This is a genomic window from Niveibacterium umoris (assembly GCF_014197015.1).
Classification (GTDB): Bacteria; Pseudomonadota; Gammaproteobacteria; order Burkholderiales; family Rhodocyclaceae; genus Niveibacterium; species Niveibacterium umoris.
On the sequence record NZ_JACIET010000002.1, the window covers coordinates 1,217,320 to 1,234,853 of the forward strand.

Annotated in this window: 15 protein-coding genes; 4 read left to right on the top strand and 11 right to left on the bottom strand. The window is 65.8% G+C overall.

Annotated elements, in window-relative coordinates:
- The 7 genes from GGR36_RS17560 to GGR36_RS17590 all read right to left on the bottom strand — a co-directional run bounded on the left by GGR36_RS17560 (position 1) and on the right by GGR36_RS17590 (position 6,874).
- On the bottom strand, positions 1–456 hold the full coding sequence (locus GGR36_RS17560; protein ID WP_183636076.1) for a nitrate reductase cytochrome c-type subunit: 456 nt from the start codon (positions 454–456) through the stop codon (positions 1–3).
- Complete coding sequence (gene napH, locus GGR36_RS17565; RefSeq protein ID WP_183636077.1) at positions 453–1,331, bottom strand: quinol dehydrogenase ferredoxin subunit NapH; 879 nt, start codon at positions 1,329–1,331, stop codon at positions 453–455. The genes GGR36_RS17560 and napH overlap by 4 nt, the downstream gene beginning before the upstream one ends.
- Positions 1,328–2,143, bottom strand: coding sequence for a ferredoxin-type protein NapG (gene napG / locus GGR36_RS17570; RefSeq protein ID WP_183637244.1), 816 nt, complete (start codon positions 2,141–2,143; stop codon positions 1,328–1,330). The genes napH and napG overlap by 4 nt, the downstream gene beginning before the upstream one ends.
- A gap of 129 nt (positions 2,144–2,272) precedes the next feature.
- On the bottom strand, positions 2,273–4,831 hold the full coding sequence (napA, locus tag GGR36_RS17575) for a nitrate reductase catalytic subunit NapA (protein ID WP_183636078.1): 2,559 nt from the start codon (positions 4,829–4,831) through the stop codon (positions 2,273–2,275).
- A 41-nt stretch (positions 4,832–4,872) separates the two neighbouring features.
- Positions 4,873–5,157 carry a chaperone NapD gene (locus GGR36_RS17580; RefSeq protein WP_183636079.1) on the bottom strand — a complete coding sequence of 95 codons (285 nt, stop codon included), beginning with the start codon at positions 5,155–5,157 and terminating at the stop codon, positions 4,873–4,875.
- A gap of 225 nt (positions 5,158–5,382) precedes the next feature.
- Positions 5,383–6,177 carry a GNAT family N-acetyltransferase gene (locus tag GGR36_RS21695; protein ID WP_207064487.1) on the bottom strand — a complete coding sequence of 265 codons (795 nt, stop codon included), beginning with the start codon at positions 6,175–6,177 and terminating at the stop codon, positions 5,383–5,385.
- A gap of 310 nt (positions 6,178–6,487) precedes the next feature.
- Complete coding sequence (locus GGR36_RS17590) at positions 6,488–6,874, bottom strand: MAPEG family protein (protein ID WP_183636080.1); 387 nt, start codon at positions 6,872–6,874, stop codon at positions 6,488–6,490.
- Between the two features lie 124 nt (positions 6,875–6,998).
- Here GGR36_RS17590 and GGR36_RS17595 point away from each other — a divergent pair, with 124 nt between their 5' ends.
- The 3 genes from GGR36_RS17595 to GGR36_RS17605 all read left to right on the top strand — a co-directional run bounded on the left by GGR36_RS17595 (position 6,999) and on the right by GGR36_RS17605 (position 11,239).
- Entirely contained in the window at positions 6,999–8,189 is a 1,191-nt protein-coding gene (locus tag GGR36_RS17595) for a class I SAM-dependent rRNA methyltransferase (RefSeq protein WP_183636081.1), read from the top strand.
- Between the two features lie 346 nt (positions 8,190–8,535).
- On the top strand, positions 8,536–10,704 hold the full coding sequence (locus GGR36_RS17600; protein WP_183636082.1) for a primosomal protein N': 2,169 nt from the start codon (positions 8,536–8,538) through the stop codon (positions 10,702–10,704).
- Complete coding sequence (locus GGR36_RS17605) at positions 10,682–11,239, top strand: thermonuclease family protein (protein ID WP_183636083.1); 558 nt, start codon at positions 10,682–10,684, stop codon at positions 11,237–11,239. Before GGR36_RS17600 ends, GGR36_RS17605 begins: the two co-directional genes overlap by 23 nt.
- A 15-nt stretch (positions 11,240–11,254) precedes the next feature.
- Here the strand turns inward: GGR36_RS17605 and glsA are convergent, their stop codons facing one another.
- The 4 genes from glsA to GGR36_RS22305 all read right to left on the bottom strand — a co-directional run bounded on the left by glsA (position 11,255) and on the right by GGR36_RS22305 (position 16,507).
- On the bottom strand, positions 11,255–13,078 hold the full coding sequence (gene glsA / locus GGR36_RS17610; protein ID WP_183636084.1) for a glutaminase A: 1,824 nt from the start codon (positions 13,076–13,078) through the stop codon (positions 11,255–11,257).
- Positions 13,079–13,264: 186 nt separating this feature from the next.
- Complete coding sequence (locus GGR36_RS17615) at positions 13,265–14,395, bottom strand: energy transducer TonB (protein WP_183636085.1); 1,131 nt, start codon at positions 14,393–14,395, stop codon at positions 13,265–13,267.
- Positions 14,383–15,414 carry a threonine aldolase family protein gene (locus GGR36_RS17620; protein WP_183636086.1) on the bottom strand — a complete coding sequence of 344 codons (1,032 nt, stop codon included), beginning with the start codon at positions 15,412–15,414 and terminating at the stop codon, positions 14,383–14,385. Before GGR36_RS17620 ends, GGR36_RS17615 begins: the two co-directional genes overlap by 13 nt.
- A 157-nt stretch (positions 15,415–15,571) precedes the next feature.
- Positions 15,572–16,507 carry an EamA family transporter gene (locus tag GGR36_RS22305; RefSeq protein ID WP_183636087.1) on the bottom strand — a complete coding sequence of 312 codons (936 nt, stop codon included), beginning with the start codon at positions 16,505–16,507 and terminating at the stop codon, positions 15,572–15,574.
- 118 nt (positions 16,508–16,625) lie between these two features.
- Here GGR36_RS22305 and GGR36_RS17630 point away from each other — a divergent pair, with 118 nt between their 5' ends.
- Complete coding sequence (locus GGR36_RS17630) at positions 16,626–17,534, top strand: LysR substrate-binding domain-containing protein (protein WP_183636088.1); 909 nt, start codon at positions 16,626–16,628, stop codon at positions 17,532–17,534.

Genomic DNA, 17,534 nt, shown 5'->3' on the forward strand with positions numbered 1-17,534 from the left:
TTACTGCAGGCCGGTGGATTTCTGGAAGGTGTTGCCGACCAGCGGCCGCGCATCGGTCTGTGCGACATGGCACTGCACACAGAAGTAGCGGCGCGTCGAAACGCCAGCGAGTTCGTGGCCATCGCGGTCGCGGAAGTGGGTGACGGATATCTTCGTGGCGCCGGTTTCCTGGGCACGACTCCAGGAATGGCAGTCGAGGCATTTGTTGAAGTTCTTCGTGATCTGGTAGTTGCGGATGTCGTGCGGAATCAGCGGCGGCTGCTGCACGAAGTCGCGCGGCAGCGCGCCCCGGTCGTTCGGGACCTTGGGCACATCGGGCTCCAGCGACGGCCCGATGACGTCGGTGCCGCGCAGGCTTCTGACCGCAACCTGCGTATCGGCGGCCTGGATCGGCAGGGCGAAGGCGAGCGTGGCGGCCAGCGCAAGGCAAAGAGAGGCTACTTTTCTGATTGTCATGATTCGCTCCTGTTGAATCGGGTCGTCATCGCGAAAACGTCCTTGCTGCAGATGTCGATGCAGCGGCCGCAACTGGTGCAGGCGGGCGCCAGGATGAGTGGATGGGTCTGGCCTTCGCGCTTGAGCGCGGGGCGGATGACGTGGGGTTCGGGGCAGACTGCGAAGCAGTCCATGCAGTCGTCGCAGGCGCGGCGCTTCGGTGCGCTGACGCGCAGCAGGGCGGTGTGGCCAAGAAATGCATAGAAGGCGCCGACCGGGCACAGGTGGCCGCACCAGCCGCGCGGCGCGACCAGCAGGTCGTAAGCGAACACCGCTGCGACGATGCCCCAGGCGAGTCCGCCGCCGAACACCAGCGCGCGGTGCAGCATCGTGACCGGGTTGACCCATTCCCAGGCGATCGTGCCGGTCAGCGCCGAGACGACGAGCACGACCGCCAGCAGCCAGCGGCGTGTCGCTTCCGGTGGCACTCGTCCGCCCTTGAGCCCGAGCCGGCGGCGCAGCGCGGCGGCCGCATCGGTAACGAGGTTGACCGGGCAGACCCAGCTGCAATACAGGCGGCCACCAACGGCGAGGTAGAAGGCGAGCACGATTGCCGCGCCGATCAGCGCGCTGCGGTCGGGCACATGGCCGGCCGCAAGCGACTGCGCGAGGATCAGGGGATCGGTGAGTGGCAGCACGCCCAGCGTGAGGCTGGAAGCGAGGTTGCCCTTGACGATCCAGACGCCCGCCAGCGGCCCGAGCAGGAACAGCGCGAGCAGACCGAGCTGCGAGCCACGGCGCAGCAGCAGCCACTTGTGCGCGGGCCACCAGCCCTTGTCGGTGATCGCTTCGTCGCCGAGGCGCCTTGCGCTCGTCGGGGTGGATGTGGTGTTCATGGTGCCCACCCTGCAGGCAGGGATTGGCCCGCAGCCGCATCGACACCCGCGGTCGGTGCGCCAAGGTCGTCGCGACCGCGCACCGGCAGTTTGATTTGCTCACCGATCAGCGAGTGGCCGGCCCTCTCGCGCTCTTCCCAACCCTTGCGGTAGTGGGTGGCCGGCGCGCCCTGCGCCAGCTTGCGCGGCAGCACCTTGATCGCCGCTTCCGGCAGCACGCAGGATTTCTCGCACTTGCCGCAACCCGTACAGGCATCGGAATGCACGGTCGGCAGCAGCATCGCGTGGCGGTCGCTGCGCGGGTTGTGTTTCGTCTCGAGCGTGATCGCCTTGTCGATCGCCGGGCATACGCGGTAGCACACGTCGCAGCGCAGGCCGAGGAAATTGAGACAGTGCTCCTGGTCGATCAGCACCGCCAGCCCCATCTGTGCCTTGCTGATGTCGCTCAGCCCGTGGTCGAGCGCGCCGGTGGGGCAGGCCTTCACGCACGGGATGTTGTCGCACATCTCGCACGGCACCTTGCGCGCCTCGAAATACGGCGTGCCACTCGCGACGGTGTCGCCCGGCGTGGCGAGCTTCAAGGTGTCGAAGGGGCAGTCGCGCACACACAGGCCGCAACGCACGCAGCTTGCAAGGAAATCGGCCTCTGTCAGCGCACCGGGCGGGCGCAGCGCGGTGGCGGGCAATGCGCGCGCCTGTTGCGCGTAAAGGCCGAGCCCCAGGCCGAGCACGCAAGCGCCACCGGCCGCCCCTGCAGCGGTCTGCAGGAAGCGGCGGCGGTCGAAGGCGGTGCGTGCGCTTGGGCTCACGATGGCAGGCGATCGGTCGAGTGGGTGAAGGGCGCCTTGCTGGCGTAGATCCGTGCGGCGCCGTCGCGCTGGTGTGCGGCGGGCGCGCACGGGATCAATCGCGTGCAATGCGCTGCATCGGTTCGCTTGGGCTCAGGCTTTCACCACCTTCACGGCGCACTTCTTGAAGTCCGTCTGCTTCGAGATCGGGCAGGTGGCGTCCAGCGTGAGCTTGTTGACCAGTCGGCCTTCGTCGAAGAAGGGGATGAAGATCAGCCCCATCGGTGGCTTGTTGCGGCCGCGGGTTTCCAGCAGCGCGACGATGTCGCCGCGGCGCGAGATGACCTTGCAGCGCATGCCGCGCTGCAAGCCACGCTTCTTCGCGTCGTCCGGGTGCATGAAGATCACCGCTTCCGGCACCGCCTTGTGCAATTCGGCGACACGGCGCGTCATCGTGCCGGTGTGCCAGTGCTCCAGCACGCGGCCAGTGCACAGCCACATGTCGAACTCGGCGTCCGGCTTCTCGGGCGGATCCTGGTAGGGCAGCGCGAAGACCACCGCCTTGCCATCCTTCTGACCGTAGAACTTGATGCCTTCGCCCTTCTTGACGTACGGGTCGTAGCCTTCGCGATAGCGCCACAGGGTTTCCTTGCCATCGACGACTGGCCAGCGCAGGCCGCGTGCCTTGTGATAGACGTCAAACGCGGCAAGGTCGTGACCATGGCCGCGGCCGAACTGCGCGTATTCCTCGAACAACCCCTTCTGCAGGTAGAAGCCGAAGGCCGTCGCTTCGTTGTTGGAATAGCCCTTGATCGCGTGGCCGTTCACCTTCTCGAGTTCGGCGAGCGGGAACTTGTTGACCACCTTGTTCGCGTACAGCACGTCGTACAGCGTCTTGCCTTTGTATTCCGGCTTCTTTGCGATCAGCTCGGCTGGCCACACTTCTTCGACCTTGAAGCGCTTGGAGAACTCGACGAACTGCCACAGGTCAGAACGTGCCTCGCCCGGCGCCTGCACCTGCTGGCGCCAGAACTGCGTGCGGCGCTCGGCATTGCCGAAGGCGCCTTCCTTTTCGGTCCACATCGCGGCCGGCAGGATCAGGTCGGCCGACAGTGCAGACACCGTAGGGTAGGCGTCGGACACGACGACGAAGGCTTCCGGATTCCGCCAGCCGGGGTAGATCTCGCCGTTGACGTTGGGCCCGGCCTGCATGTTGTTGGTGGTGCTGGTCCAGTAGCACTTCACCTTGCTGTCTTTCAGCGCGCGGCTCTGCGCCACGGCGTGCAGGCCGATCTTGTCGGGGATCGTGCCTTCCGGCAGTTGCCAGATCTCTTCCGCGTGCTTGCGGTGGTCCGGGTTGGTCACCAGCATGTCCGCCGGCAGGCGGTGCGCGAAGGTACCCACTTCCCGCGCGGTGCCGCAGGCCGATGGCTGGCCGGTCAGCGAGAAGGGGCCGTTGCCCGGCTCCGAGATCTTGCCCACCAGCAGATGCACGTTGTAGATCATGTTATTGACCCAGGTGCCGCGCGTGTGCTGGTTGAAGCCCATGGTCCAGAACGAAACGACCTTGGTCTTCGGGTCGGCGTAGAGCTCGGCGAGTTTCTTCAGCCGATCGACCGGCACGCCCGAGAGCTTGCTGACCTTTTCCGCCGTGTACTCGGAGACGAACTTCGCGAACTCCTCGTAAGTGATCGGTGTCGCGTCGCTCGGATTGTTCTTCGGCTTGCCGTCGGCGCCGGGGTAGCCGTTGAACTTCGCGTCCTTCTCCAGCGCGTGGTTCGGACGCAGGCCGAAACCGATGTCGGTCTCACCGCGCTTGAAATTCACGTGCTCCTTGACGAAGGCCTTGTTGACCTTGCCCGTCTGGATGATGTGGTTGCAGATGAAGTTCAGGATCGCCAGATCGGTCTGCGGCGTGAAGATCATGCCGTTGTCGGCCAGCTCGAAACTGCGATGCTCGAAGGTCGACAGCACATGCACCTGGCAGTTCGGGTGCGAGAGGCGGCGGTCGGTGATGCGCGTCCACAGGATCGGGTGCATCTCCGCCATGTTCGAGCCCCACAGCACGAAGGCGTCGGCGTTCTCGATGTCGTCGTAGCAGCCCATCGGCTCGTCCATGCCGAAGGTGCGCATGAAGCCGGTGACCGCGCTGGCCATGCAGTGGCGCGCGTTGGGGTCGATGTTGTTGGAGCGGAAGCCGGCCTTCATCAGCTTCGATGCGGCGTAGCCTTCCCAGATCGTCCATTGGCCGGACCCGAACATCGCGATCGACGTGGGGCCCTTTTCCTTCAGGGCGGCTTTCCACTTTTCGGCCATGATGTCGAAGGCCTCGTTCCACGACACCTGAACGAACTCGCCGTTCTTGTCATAGACGCCATCCTTCTTGCGCAGCAGAGGCGTCGTCAGGCGGTCCGCGCCGTACATGATCTTCGACAGGAAGTAGCCCTTGATGCAGTTGAGGCCGCGGTTCACCTCGGCATCCGGGTCACCCTGCGTGGCGACCACCCGGCCGCCCTGCACGCCGACCAGCACCGAGCAGCCGGTGCCGCAGAAGCGGCAGGGCGCCTTGTCCCAGCGCAGGTTTGTATCAGGCGAGGCGGGCGCAGCAGCAGGCGCTGCATCTTTCTTCGGTGCGGCAAGGCTCAAGCCTGCCGAGGCCGCTGCGGCGGCCGCTGCGTTGGCCTTGATGAAGTCGCGTCGGGTGAGTGACATGCTGCCTCCGGAGATGGGTTCTGGGTCGTGCGCGCGGTGCGTCATGCCGGGGTGGCAGACGCTCGCGACAGGTCGGGTGGATTGTCCGACGTGGCGTCGTCGGCGTATTCGTAGGCGAGGGTGGTGCACACCAGATGCGGCACCAGCTGAACCTGCGTGAGCGTCTCGGTGGTGCCATGGCCGGGCAGGTCTTCGACCGTGACGACGAGCTTGCCTTCGCTGTCGTCACGCACGTGAAGCTCAACGCCGGGCAGTGCGGCAAGCGATGCACAGACGGCATCCAGATGCATCGGTTTTGCGCGCAGTACCAGCCCAACGATTCGCATATCCCCGCCCCTTTGTCTTTGCCGCGGCATCGCTATGGCGGATGCCTGGACACGCAGGGTGGCGCTCAGCCGGAACGCGCGTGGTTTCAGCGCGCGTGACGGCCATGCTCCACCTTGGTGCGTCTGGATTGGACGCGTGACAACCCGGCGCGGCATTGACCGGCGTCAATGCGGCGACATTAGGCCTTACAGATCAAAGGGTTATTGTGCGACGCAAAAAGGCGTTCAGCCTTGTCGCAGGCGGCGGGCGAGGTCTGAAACACGCATCACATAGTGCAGGCCGCCGGAAGTGCCTGCCTCGCCCTCGCGTGCGAAGCCCAGCTTCTCGTGCAGGCGTACCGCCACCTCATGGCCGGGCAAAACCCGGCTGCGCAGCGTGACGGCGCCATGCGAGATCAGGTGCGCCAGCGTGCGCACGAGCAGGCGCCGGTGCAGGCCGGTGCTGCGATACCAAGGGTGGATGTTGATCGAGAGGATCTCCCAGGTCTCGGCATCGGTGGGGCGCAGCAGGACGTAACCGGCGAGGCGGTGTTGCAGGTGCTCCGAAATGATCCGGCCGCCGCAGGCCAGCGCGGCGGCATGGTGTTCGCGCCGGGTTTCGGTCGAGAACTGGCCGTTCTCGGCGGCGATCAGATCGCCCAGCGTGAGCGCGTCGAGGCGCGCCATCTCGTCGAGCAATTGCGCCTCGTGCGTGCGGCCGCGTTCGCCGAGCGGCTGCAGGCCGTGCTTGAGCCGCATCAGCGTCAGTTGCAGCACCCGTGCGTCGTTGCTGGCGCGGTGGCGTTCGATATGCAGTTCCGCCTGCACTTGCGCCTTCGTGTCGTGCCAGCGGTTGGCCTCTTCCTCGTTCAGCAGCGTGCGCAGGTTGTCGAGCCGGAAGGCCGGCACCCGTTCGGCTGCATCGAACAGCAAGGCGAGCCAGGTGTAGTCGTGGGCCCAGCCGTCTGAATAGACCACCTTGCCGGCAAGTTCCCGGTTCAGGGTCTCGGCCATCTGATCCGCTGACTTGCCGTGGCGCATCAGCGTCTCGCGCGAGATGTGGTGGATCGATTCGGCGGCGGGGTCCCAGTGGGTCCATTCCGGTTCCGGCAGGATCAGGCTGCACAGCGCACGATTGTCCGGCAGCGCGACGCCGACTTCGATCGGGTAGCTGCGCGGCCCGAAGCCCGAGGCCTCGATGTCGATGATGATCGGTGCGGATGCGGCGTCCCCGCCAGGCGGATGTGCTTTCAGCGCCCTGTCTCCCTGTCTTGTCTCTTGTTCTTTGGCGCCGTCGGATGCGCGTTGCGTCGATTGTGGCGGCGCTGCGCCGCGCTTGGCAACGGGTGGATCAGGCGGCGGCCAGCATCAGCCTTGCGCAGGCCACCACGCCAACGAACCAGACGAGGCTGCGCACGGTTGCCAGATCGGCCACATAGCAGCCGAAATAGGCAAAGCGGGCGACGATGAAGGTGATCGCCCAGGTGTCGATCAGCGCGGGCGCGACACCGGCGACATGCGCCATCAGCACCGCGGCGGCGAAGAAGGGGAAGGCCTCGAAACTGTTCTGCTGTGCCCAGTTCGCGCGCTGCGGCCAGCCTGTCAGGCTCGCCAGTGTGTTGCGCGGGGTGTGGTTGTTGTAGCGGGTGCCGCTACGGATACCGCCGGCCTTCGCGGCGAGCGCCCACAGGAATGGCTGGATCGCGGCGATCAAAACGCACAGGAAGCTGATTTTCATGGTGGGTCTCCGATAGGTGGCCAGCAGTGTAAGCGGCGCGGCGCGAAATCAGCCAAATGCAGTGTCCGGTGCGCGGCAAACGGTGGGCGTGAGAAAATCCCGCTTTGCCCGAAGAGATGCCGACATGGCCCAACTCATCCTCAACCCCGGCAAAGAGCGCTCCGTCATGCGCCGCCACCCCTGGATCTTCGCCGGTTCGGTCGCGACATTGACCGGCCGTGCGCGGCCCGGCGATACCGTCGACGTGGTGTCCGAGCGCGGGGTGGTGCTGGGGCGCGCGGCGTTTTCGCCGGCCTCGCAGATCCGCGCGCGGATGTGGTGTTTCGATGCCGAGACGCCGATCGACCATGCCTTCTTCAAGCGCACGATCGCAGCCGCAGTGGCGCGTCGCAACGCGCATCCGATGCTCGCCGGCCAGGACGGTGTGCGGCTGATTCACGGTGAGTCCGACGGCCTGCCGGGCGTCATCGCCGACCGCTATCGCGACACCATCGTGCTGCAACTGACCAGTGCCGGCGCCGACCGCTGGCGCGATGCGATCGTCGCCGGGCTGATGCAGGCGACCGGTTGCGCCAACATCTACGAGCGGTCCGATTCCGAGGTGCGTGCACTCGAAGGGCTGGAAGGTCGGGTCGGTGTACTGGCGGGCGATGGCCCCGACCCCGCCCTTGCGATCGAGGAACACGGCGTGCTGCTGGGCGTGGATGCGGTCGGCGGCCACAAGACCGGCTTCTACCTCGACCAGCGCGAGAACCGGCGCCTGACGCGCGATCTGGCGAAGGGGCGCAGCGTGCTCAACTGCTTCTGCTACACCGGCGGGTTTTCCTTGCAGGCGCTGGCGGGCGGCGCAAGCGAAGTGCTCTCGATCGATTCGTCGGCGCATGCGCTGGCCAGCGCGCAGCGCAACGTCGAGCGCAATCCGCAGCTGGATGCCAGCCGCGCCACCTGGTGGGAAGCCGATGTGTTCGCCGCGTTGCGTGAACTCAAGACCGAGGGGCGACGCTTCGACCTGATCATTCTGGACCCGCCCAAGTTCGCGCCCAGCGCGGCGCATGCGCAGCGCGCAGCACGGGCCTACAAGGACATCAATCTGCTCGGTTTCCGCCTGCTCAACCCCGGCGGCATCCTGATGAGCTATTCCTGCTCCGGCGGCATCGGGCTGGAACTGTTCCAGACCATTCTGGCGGGGGCCGCTTCGGATGCCGGGCGCGATGCACAGATCATCCATCGCCTGGCTGCCGCGCCGGATCACCCGATAGGTCTCGCCTTCCCGGAGGGCGAGTACCTGAAGGGCCTGGTCTGTCAGGTCAATTGAGCGGTAGTCCGGTCATGTCGATCGTGAATGGCGCTTGACTTATTCACATCAACGCGTTCCGCCGCATCTTTCGGTGCTTATGCACTGCCTTGATCTGGCGATAATGACTAACTATTTGAAAACAAAGAAAAAGTGTTTTTGATGTTGTTGCGCTGCGGGATTGCTTTTTGTCCTGTTTGGTGCATGGGCCCGGCAATTGCGTCAAGTCACCCACAAAGTTATCCACAGATTCATAAAACCCCCTTTGTTACGAATGGGTTAAATGGAACTATGCGAGAACTTGGTGATGTTTCATGTTCAAGTAATTGACTTGTAAAAGAAAAGTAATGTTCATGTTGGCGGCCGTTTGAAACGCATCGTCCGACTCGCCCTGCCGGTTCCGTTGCCGAGGAGCTTTGACTACCTCGCCCCGGTGGATATCTCACCCGATGATGTCGGGCGCATGGCACGCGTGCCTTTCGGCAGTGGCGAAAAGATCGGCGTGATCCTCGCGCTGCCGGATGAGTCGGCGGTCGATCTCGCACGCCTCAAGCCACTCGGCCCCATCCTGCGCGAAGTGCCGGCGCTGCCGGCGGACTGGATTGCGCTGGTGCAGTTTGCGGCGCGCTATTACCACCACCCGCTCGGCGAAGCGGTCGCAGTGGCGCTGCCGCCGGGTTTGCGTGTGGCCGCGCTGCTTGATGATCGCAGTGCCGATCCCTGGCTGACATTGACTGACGCGGGGCGCGCCGCGCTCGCCGCACCCGGCCGCATGTCGCGCGTGCGGTCGCTGGCGGAGCGTTTGTTTGAGGCCGATCTGCCGCGTTCGGAGCTGGTGGCTGACTTCGGCAGCGTTGCCGTGCGCGAGGCGCGTCAGCGTGGCTGGGTCATCGAGGCTCACCCGCGTCGCGACGCAGACCTCAGTGGCGCACCCACGCTCAACGATGAACAGCGCAGCGCGGTCGATGCCGTGTGGGCGCAGGCCGCTCGCTTCAGCCCTTTCCTGCTGCATGGCATCACCGGCAGCGGCAAGACCGAGGTCTACCTGCGCCTGATCGAACGTGCCCTCGCGGCCGGCAAGCAGGCGCTGCTGCTGGTGCCCGAGATCGGGCTCACGCCGCAACTCGAAGCCCGGGTCGCGTCGCGTTTTCCTCGTGCCAGGCGCGTGGCGCTGCACAGCGGCGCGACCGACGGTGCGCGCTGTCGCGGTTTCATCGCCGCACTGGATGGTTCGGCCGATATCGTCATCGGCACCCGCCTGTCTGTCTTCAGCCCGCTGCCAAGGCTGGGCCTGATCCTGATCGACGAGGAGCACGACGCCTCGTACAAGCAGCAGGACGGCCTGCGTTATTCGGCACGCGATCTGGCCGTGTGGCGCGCGCAGCAGGCCGGCGTGCCGGTCGTGCTGGGCTCTGCGACGCCCTCGCTGGAAACCTGGCAGGCGGCGCAGAACGGGCGCTACCGGCTGCTGAAACTTGAGCGCCGCGCCGCGGCGGCTGCGCCGCCAACCGTGCGCCTGATCGACACGCGCCGCATCAAGCTGAAGGATGGCCTCTCGCCGCCAATGGAAGCGGCGATCGCGGCGCGGCTGGAGCGCGGCGAGCAGAGCCTCATCTTTCTCAACCGCCGCGGCTATGCGCCGGTGCTGGCCTGCCCGGCCTGCAACTGGGTCAGCGATTGCGACCACTGCTCGGCGCACCGCGTCTTCCACCTCTCCGAACGCCTGCTGCGCTGCCACCATTGCGGCACCGAGGCGCCGGTGCCACGCGCCTGCCCGCAGTGCGGCAATCAGGACCTGCACGGTTTCGGGCGCGGCACGCAGCGCGTCGAGGAATACCTCGGCGCGCGGTTTCCGCAGGCGCGCATCCTTCGCGCCGACCGCGACAGCATCAAGACGCCGGCACACTGGGCGGCGCTGCGTCATGCGATCGAAGCGGGCGAGGCGGACATCCTCGTCGGCACGCAGATGCTCGCGAAGGGGCACGACTTCCCCAAGCTGACGCTGGTTGGCGTCATTGGCGCCGACGCCTCGCTGTTTGCGGCCGACTATCGCGCGCCGGAGCGCCTCTTCCAGCAGCTGATGCAGGTGGGTGGGCGCGCCGGCCGTGCGGGCCTCGCCGGTGAAGTGCTGATCCAGACCGAGTTTCCCGAGCATCCGCTGTTCGATGCGCTGCGGCGGCAGGACTTTGCCGGCTTCGCCAATTCACAGCTCGACGAGCGCGCACAGGCGCACTTCCCGCCTTGCGGCGCGCAAGCGGTGCTGCGCGCTGAAGCCCTCGAAGTTGATCAGGCGATCGACTTCCTCAAGCGCGCGCGTGAGGCCGCCGACCCTTTTGCCGACGTGGTGCGCTTGTACGACGCAGTGCCGATGAGGCTGGTGCGGCGCGCCCGGCTGGAACGTGCGCAACTGGTCGTCGAAGCGGATACCCGTGCGGCGCTGCAGAACCTGCTGGCGCAGTGGTTGCCGGCGCTGTATGCACTCAAGGCGCCGCGGGGCCTGCGCTGGCATGTCGATGTCGACCCGATCGATCTGTAGCGCTGCGCTCGTCGCGGCCCTGCTAGGCGGGTTGTGGTCGCCCGCGGCGCTCGCCAGGGGCGGACGCTTCCAGGGCGCGATCCACGCGGTGGTCGATGGCGATACGCTGCAGGTACGCGACCGCGGTGGCCGTCTTCGCGAGGTGCGGCTGGCCTTCATCGACGCCCCGGAGCACGACCAGCTTTGGGGCCGTGAAGCGCATGAACACCTGAGGCGGCTCGCGCTCGGCGCGCCGGCCACGATCGAATGGCGCGAGCACGATCAATACGGCCGCTACGTCGGCGTCGTGTGGGTCAGTTCGCCCGACATGCCGTGCGTCGGGCGCGCCGATTGCCCGCGCAATCTCGACCTCGGCCACGCCCAGATCGCCGCCGGCCTGGCGTGGTGGTACCGCGCCTATGCGGCCCGACAGGACCCGCAGGCGCAGGGCCAGTATGCGTTTTCCGAGAGCGAGGCGCGGCAGCGCCGGATCGGGCTCTGGCACGACGCGGCCCCGATTCCGCCGTGGATCTGGCGCCACGCCGAACGTCGCTAAGGCGGAAGGGCAGCGTCACGCGAGCGCGGCGACCCAGTCGGTGGCTCTCCGCAACTTGGCCGCGAGATCGCCGGACAGGTTCTCAAGCAGTGCGATCTTGAGTTGCGGGTGTTCTTCGGCCAGCCGGTTGATATCGGCGGTATTCACCACCTCGCACACCAGCGCCGTGTCGGCGAAAACCGACGCGCTGCGTGTTGTCTGGCCGAGCAGGGTCATCTCGCCGAAACTCATGCCGGGCCCGAGCGAGGCGATGCGCTGATGGCCGCCCCCTTGACGCGGTACCAGCACGCTGGCGTGGCCGCTCACGATCACATGGATCTCGCCATTGCTCGCGTCGCCTGAGGCGAAGACCTCGCTGCCCGCCGTCAATTCGCGGCGTTGTGTGGTGGCCTGCAACTGCGCGAGGGGCGCCTCCGGAACGCCGCGGAACAGCGCGCAGTCAGACAGTCGCCCTGCGGCCTCTGCGGTTTCGCCTGCGTCCGCGCACAAGCGGTTCTCGCACCATTCGACGGCCAGGTCGTTGTCCTCGAAGCTCAGGAATCCATGCTCGCCGGCGGCCAGCGTCTTGCTCAGCGGATCGAGGATCGCCTTGCGTTGCCGCACCCGCGACAGCACGGTGGCGATGCCTTCCGTGTGGAGGTTCGCACGCGCCTGGTTGAGCAGGCGCGCCGCACTCTCGGACAGGCCCTCGACCTGACTCATATCGAGGATCAGGCTGTGCGCGTCGGGTGCCAGTTCCCCCATGCGGCGGATCACATACTCCACCGCGTCCACCTCGATATGCCCCTGTAGGCTCAGGTATTTGATGCGGTGGGCGTGTTGCGCGAGGCGGGCCTTCATCGCGGCGGTCGGCACCCGGCGCGAAGGCGCGTCGGCGGCGGTGTACTGGCGCCCGATCGCGAGCTTCGGATTGCGCGCCTTGTTGAACAGATGCAGGCCGAAGTCGCGCGAGAGGCGTTTGCACACCTCGATGCCGCGCACGCTGTTGCCTTTCTCATCGAGCGGTGGCGAGCAGATCGCGATGCCGAAGCGCCCCGGCAGTACCGCGATGATGCCGCCGCCCACGCCGCTCTTCGCCGGCAGGCCGACTTCGTAGAGCCAGCTGCCGGCGTAGTCATACATGCCGCAGGTGGCCATGACGCTGAGCACGCGCTCGACGTCGGGCGCCGGCAAGGCGCGGCGCCCGGTGAGCGGATGCACGCCGCCGTTGGCCAGCGTCGCAGCCATGTAGGCGAGATCACGGCAGTCCACCAGCACCGAGCACTGGCGGAAATAGTTTTCCAGCACGGCCATCGGGTCGCCGTCGATGATCCCGAAGTTCTTCAGCATCCAGGCGATTGCGCGGTTGCGGAAGCCGGTATCGCTCTCGGAGCGGTAGACCGCTTCATCCAGCGTGATCGGCCGGCCCATGAATACGCCGAGCGAATCGGCGATGCGTTCCCATTGCTGCTCGGCAGTGGTGCCGGCCGCCATGCCGGCGGATGCGATTGCACCAGCATTGATCATCGGGTTGAGCGGTGCCCCGGTTCGGGGATGCAGGCTGATCGAGTTGAACGCATCGCCGCTGGGTTCTACACCGACCCGCCGGCCAACGAAGTCACGCCCCTTGTCCGCCAGCGCGGTGGCGTACACGAAAGGTTTTGACACCGACTGGATCGTGAAGCGCTGCGCCGTGTCGCCGGCCGTGTAGGCCACGCCATCCACGGTGACGACGCAGATGCCGAACCAGTCCGGATCGGCCTTCGTCAGCTCGGGGATATAGCTCGCCACCTCGCCGCTGCGCAGCGACGACAATTCGGCGTGAAGCGATTCAAGATAGCTCTGGATCGGTGATTTCACGCGCGCCTCCCTGATTGGCTGACTTGAGCCAAGCAAAGGAGGTGCCATACGTTGGGCTGGTGGTGTGTGGGAAGCGCGCGTCCAGTCGCTTGCCGGATTAGACCCGAAACGCGAGAAGTCGCCGCCCCACAGAGGTAGGTCTGGGGCCGGACTTGTGACCGACCTAGCATTCGCGGCCAATCGGAGTTATCGCGTGATGGTCTCTCCTGTAACCGCAATTTCGACGCGTCCCGGCGTGGGCTCGCCGAAGATGTTTTTCCCAGGACGCCAGCGGCACTTGCTGAGTTGGCTTGCCATCTGATCGTCGACGGCTTTGTCACCGGTAGATTGGTGTATCCGGGTTTGTGACAACGCGCCGCTGGCTTCGATCAGTGCCTGAACAGAGAATGAGAGTTTGCCGACTTGCCGGCGCGTAACGCTTGCTGGAAATTCAGGCATGTTGCAGGCGCCCGGGACCGGTTGCGGACTCTCGAGCGCTGGCGCGGGTGCCGATTTGTAGAACGCTAGCCGAATGTGCGCGACGCTTTCGTCGCTGGAGCGTTCGTCATTGCGCAAGCGTGGCTTGCAGGTCGAGAGGATCTTTATGGCTGCACTGTCAAGTGCCGGAAAACCGCTGGATTGCACAACGCCGAGCACTAAGATGGAGCCGTTCTCCGCCGGACGATAGGCGATGACTACACTGCGTGACTCGAATGGGTTATCGGGCGTTGACACGTCGTCCGGCATGTTCCAGTTGCACGAACCGGGGTGAGCGCCGACGAGAGGCCCCGTTACAAGCGTTGGCGCCCAAGCGGCGCTGTTCTCGGTGAGTTCCAGATAGAGCGGAAACGCCATTGCACATGGCTTTCCGCTGCAGAGTGCTGGCTGGAACCGGGCCTTCGTAAGCGCCTTTGATACGGCCAAGACAAACGGGATCTCACTCGCTTCCGGGGCGGGTCCGAGCAGTGAGGTGGCGGTGACCGTCCCTGATTCTGAGATGTCTGCCAGCATTCGGATTTTGACTTTGCTCCTCAGGCTCAACTGGTCTTGAGCCGCGGATCGAATCTCCGGTATCAATGGAGCGATTCCGTCGATCGGAAACGGTGGCTGATCCGCCCGATCGAGCGCGTCATATTCACTCGCAAAGAGCGCCTTTTGGGCGTTGCTGAACTTTGAATAGGGGCGATCCAGGGGGACGACATCAAAAACCTGCGGCGCGTGATTGGTGCCATTTGGAATCGCGTCTGCGGCGACCGCGAATGGGAGCTGGGAGAGCGTCAGCAGAGCGAGCGCAAGGCCGAAGCAAGCATTTGATGATTGCATGATCACGCGAGACAAGCCTTCACATCCGCCACCAGCGCATCCACCTGTTCCGGCTGCGTTGCCCACGAGCACACGAAGCGCGCGCCGCCTGCGCCGATGAAGCTGTAGAAGGCCCAGCCCTTTTCCTTGAGGGCGTCGGCGGCGTGCTGCGGCATGCTGACGAATACCGCGTTCGATTGCACCGGGAAGAGTGGCGCGATGCCGGGCAGGCGGGCCAGCGCGTTGCCGAGGCGGCGCGCCATCGCATTGGCGTGGGCGGCGCGCGTGAGCCAGGCGTTTTCGGCGAGCATGCCGACCCAGGGAGCCGACAGGAAGCGCATTTTCGAGGCGAGCTGGCCGGCCTGCTTGCAGCGGTAGGCGAAGTCCTTGGCCATGTCGTGATCGAAGAACACCACTGCTTCGCCAACAGGCATGCCCATCTTGGTGCCGCCGAAAGAGAGCACATCGACACCCGCGCGCCAGGTGATGTCCGCCGGGCTCACGCCAAGGCTGGCGACCGCGTTGGCAAAGCGGGCGCCGTCCATGTGGAAGGCGAGATCGTGTTCGCGGCAGCCTTCGCCCAGCGCGCGCACTTCTTCCAGCGAATAAACGGTGCCGACCTCGGTGGACTGGGTGATCGTGACGGCGCGAGGTTTCGGGTAGTGGATGTCGCTGCGTGCCGAGATCAGTTTCTCGACACCGCGCATGTCGAGCTTGCCGTCGGCGCCGCCGGCGAGCAGCAGTTTGGTGCCATTGGAGAAGAATTCCGGCCCGCCGCATTCGTCGGTTTCGACGTGCGCGAGCTTGTGGCAGACGATGCTGTGGTAGCTCTGGCACAGCGAGGCGAGCGCGAGCGAGTTGGCTGCGGTGCCGTTGAAGACGAAGAAGACTTCGCAGTCGGTCTCGAAGGTGGCGCGGATCGCGTCGCAGGCGCGGCGCGTCCAATCGTCGTTGCCGTACGAAGCCATGTGTCCGCTGTTGGCGGCGAGCAAGGCTTCCATCGCCTCGGGGCAGATCCCGGCGGTATTGTCGCTGGCGAATTCGGTATGTTGCATGGCGGGGTGTCCGCGTGGATTGAACGAACCTGACAGTTTAGCCGTTGAGGCGGGCGGCCACAGGCTGCGGGCCGGTCCGCGGCTGCCAAAAAAAAACGCGACGTCGGAACGTCGCGCCAAACTCAAGGTACGAGACCTGAGGGAGGAAACACCGGTACTAGGCTTGCGCGCGCTTGAGCGGCGCATGGGCCTCATGTTTCTTGGCGGTCGGCTTGCCGGCGAGCGACACGCCGAGCACGACCAGCACGGTGCCGGCAAGTTGCGCGGCCGACACCGGTTCATTCAGGAATACCGCACCGAGGCCGATCGTGAGGATCGGGCCGATGCTGCCGAGCATCGCGGTGCGCGTCGCGCCGAGCTCGCGGATCGCCGCGCTCAACATGAAGACCGGCAGCACCGTCGAGAACAGCGCCATTGCGCCAGCCAGCGCCAGCACCGGCAGCGGTTGCGCCAGGTTTTCGAGCTGTTGCGTGGCGCCAAAGTGCAGAAAGGTGGCGGCGGTGGAAACGCACATCGCGAGCGCGGTGAAGCGCCGGCTGCCCAGCCGCGACACCATCTCGCCGCAACCGGTGAGGTACAGCGCGTAGCAGACCGCCGAGGCAAACACCAAGGCGCCGCCCAGCAATACAACGGTGGCATCGCCGCGCAGTTGCAGGTCGTGCGCAAAGGCCAGCGCAATGCCGAGCCAGGTCAGCCCGAGCGCCGCAAAATCGCGCCGCGAGAAGCTGCGGTCAAACACGAATACCGCGATCAGCAGGGTCAGGGTCGGGTAGGTGAACAGGATCAGACGTTCCAGACCCGCCGAGATGTACTGCAGGCCCATGAAATCGAGAATCGACGCGCCGTAGTAGCCGAGCAGCCCGAGCGCCAGCAGCGCGATCCAGTCGCCACCCTTGAGGGGCGTCGCGTTGCGCGAGGCGCGCAGGGCGATGAAGGCGAACACCGGCGCGGCGAAGGCCATGCGCAGCGCAAGCAGCGCCAGCGGGCTGACGCCGTAGGGATAGGCCAGCTTCACGAAAATGGCCTTGGCTGAAAAACCCAGCGCGGCAAGGATCGCGAGCCAGAAACCGGTGGTTTCGGAATTGCGGAACACTAGATGAGCTCATAGGGCCGGAGGTTCCGGCTGAGTGTCCATTGAATGCGATCGTGCGCCGTATGGACAATCGGTATTTTCCGAAGTAATCATTCGGTTTTGACGAACGAAAGCGTGCGTGAGATACGACCTGACCGACCTCCAGCTGTTCGCAGCGATTGCCGCTTGCGGCAACCTCACCCAAGGCGCGGAGCGGGTGCACCTTGCGCCCGCGAGCGCGTCGGCACGGGTGCGCCGGCTCGAAGAGGCCGCCGGTGCGCCGCTGTTCGAACGTTTGCCGCGCGGCGTGGCGCTGACGCCGGCCGGTGAGTCGATGCTGCGCCACGCGCGCCGTGTGCTGTCGGAAGTGGCCTTGCTCGATGCCGAGCTGGGCACCTTTGCGCGCGGCGTTGCCGGCGTGGTGCGGCTGTTCGCCAATACCAACGCCATCGGCGGCAGTCTGCCGCAGGATCTGGCGGGTTTTCTTGCCGCCCAGCCGCAAGTCGACGTGCTGCTCGAAGAGCATTCGAGTCCGGCAATCGTCAGCGCGGTTGTCGCAGGCGCGGCGGATGTCGGCATCGTTGCGGGCGAAGTCGGCGGGCCGGATCTGGCCTTCCTGCCTTACCGCGCGGACCGACTGGTACTGGTTTGCGCGACCGATCACCCCTTTGCCGCGCGGGGGCGGCTGCAATTCGCAGAGACCTTGAGCGAGCACTACGTCGGCCTGTCCGCCGACAGCGCGATTCACGGATTCCTGCTCGAACGGGCGCGCGAGGCCGGTCGCCGCCCGCGCATTCGCGCCCAGGTGCGGGCGTTCGAGGCGGTCTGTCGTATGGTCAGTGCCGGTGTAGGTGTCGCGGTGGTGCCGCACTCGGCGGCGCTGTCGGCTTCGCGTGCCATGCCTCTGGCGCTGGTCGAGCTTGACGACGCCTGGGGCAGTCGCGAGATGAAGCTGTGTTTCCGTCGGGATCAGACGCTGACGCGTTACCAGCGCGAGCTGATCACGCACCTGACCTTGATCGCGCAATCGGGCCGCAGCGGCGCCTGA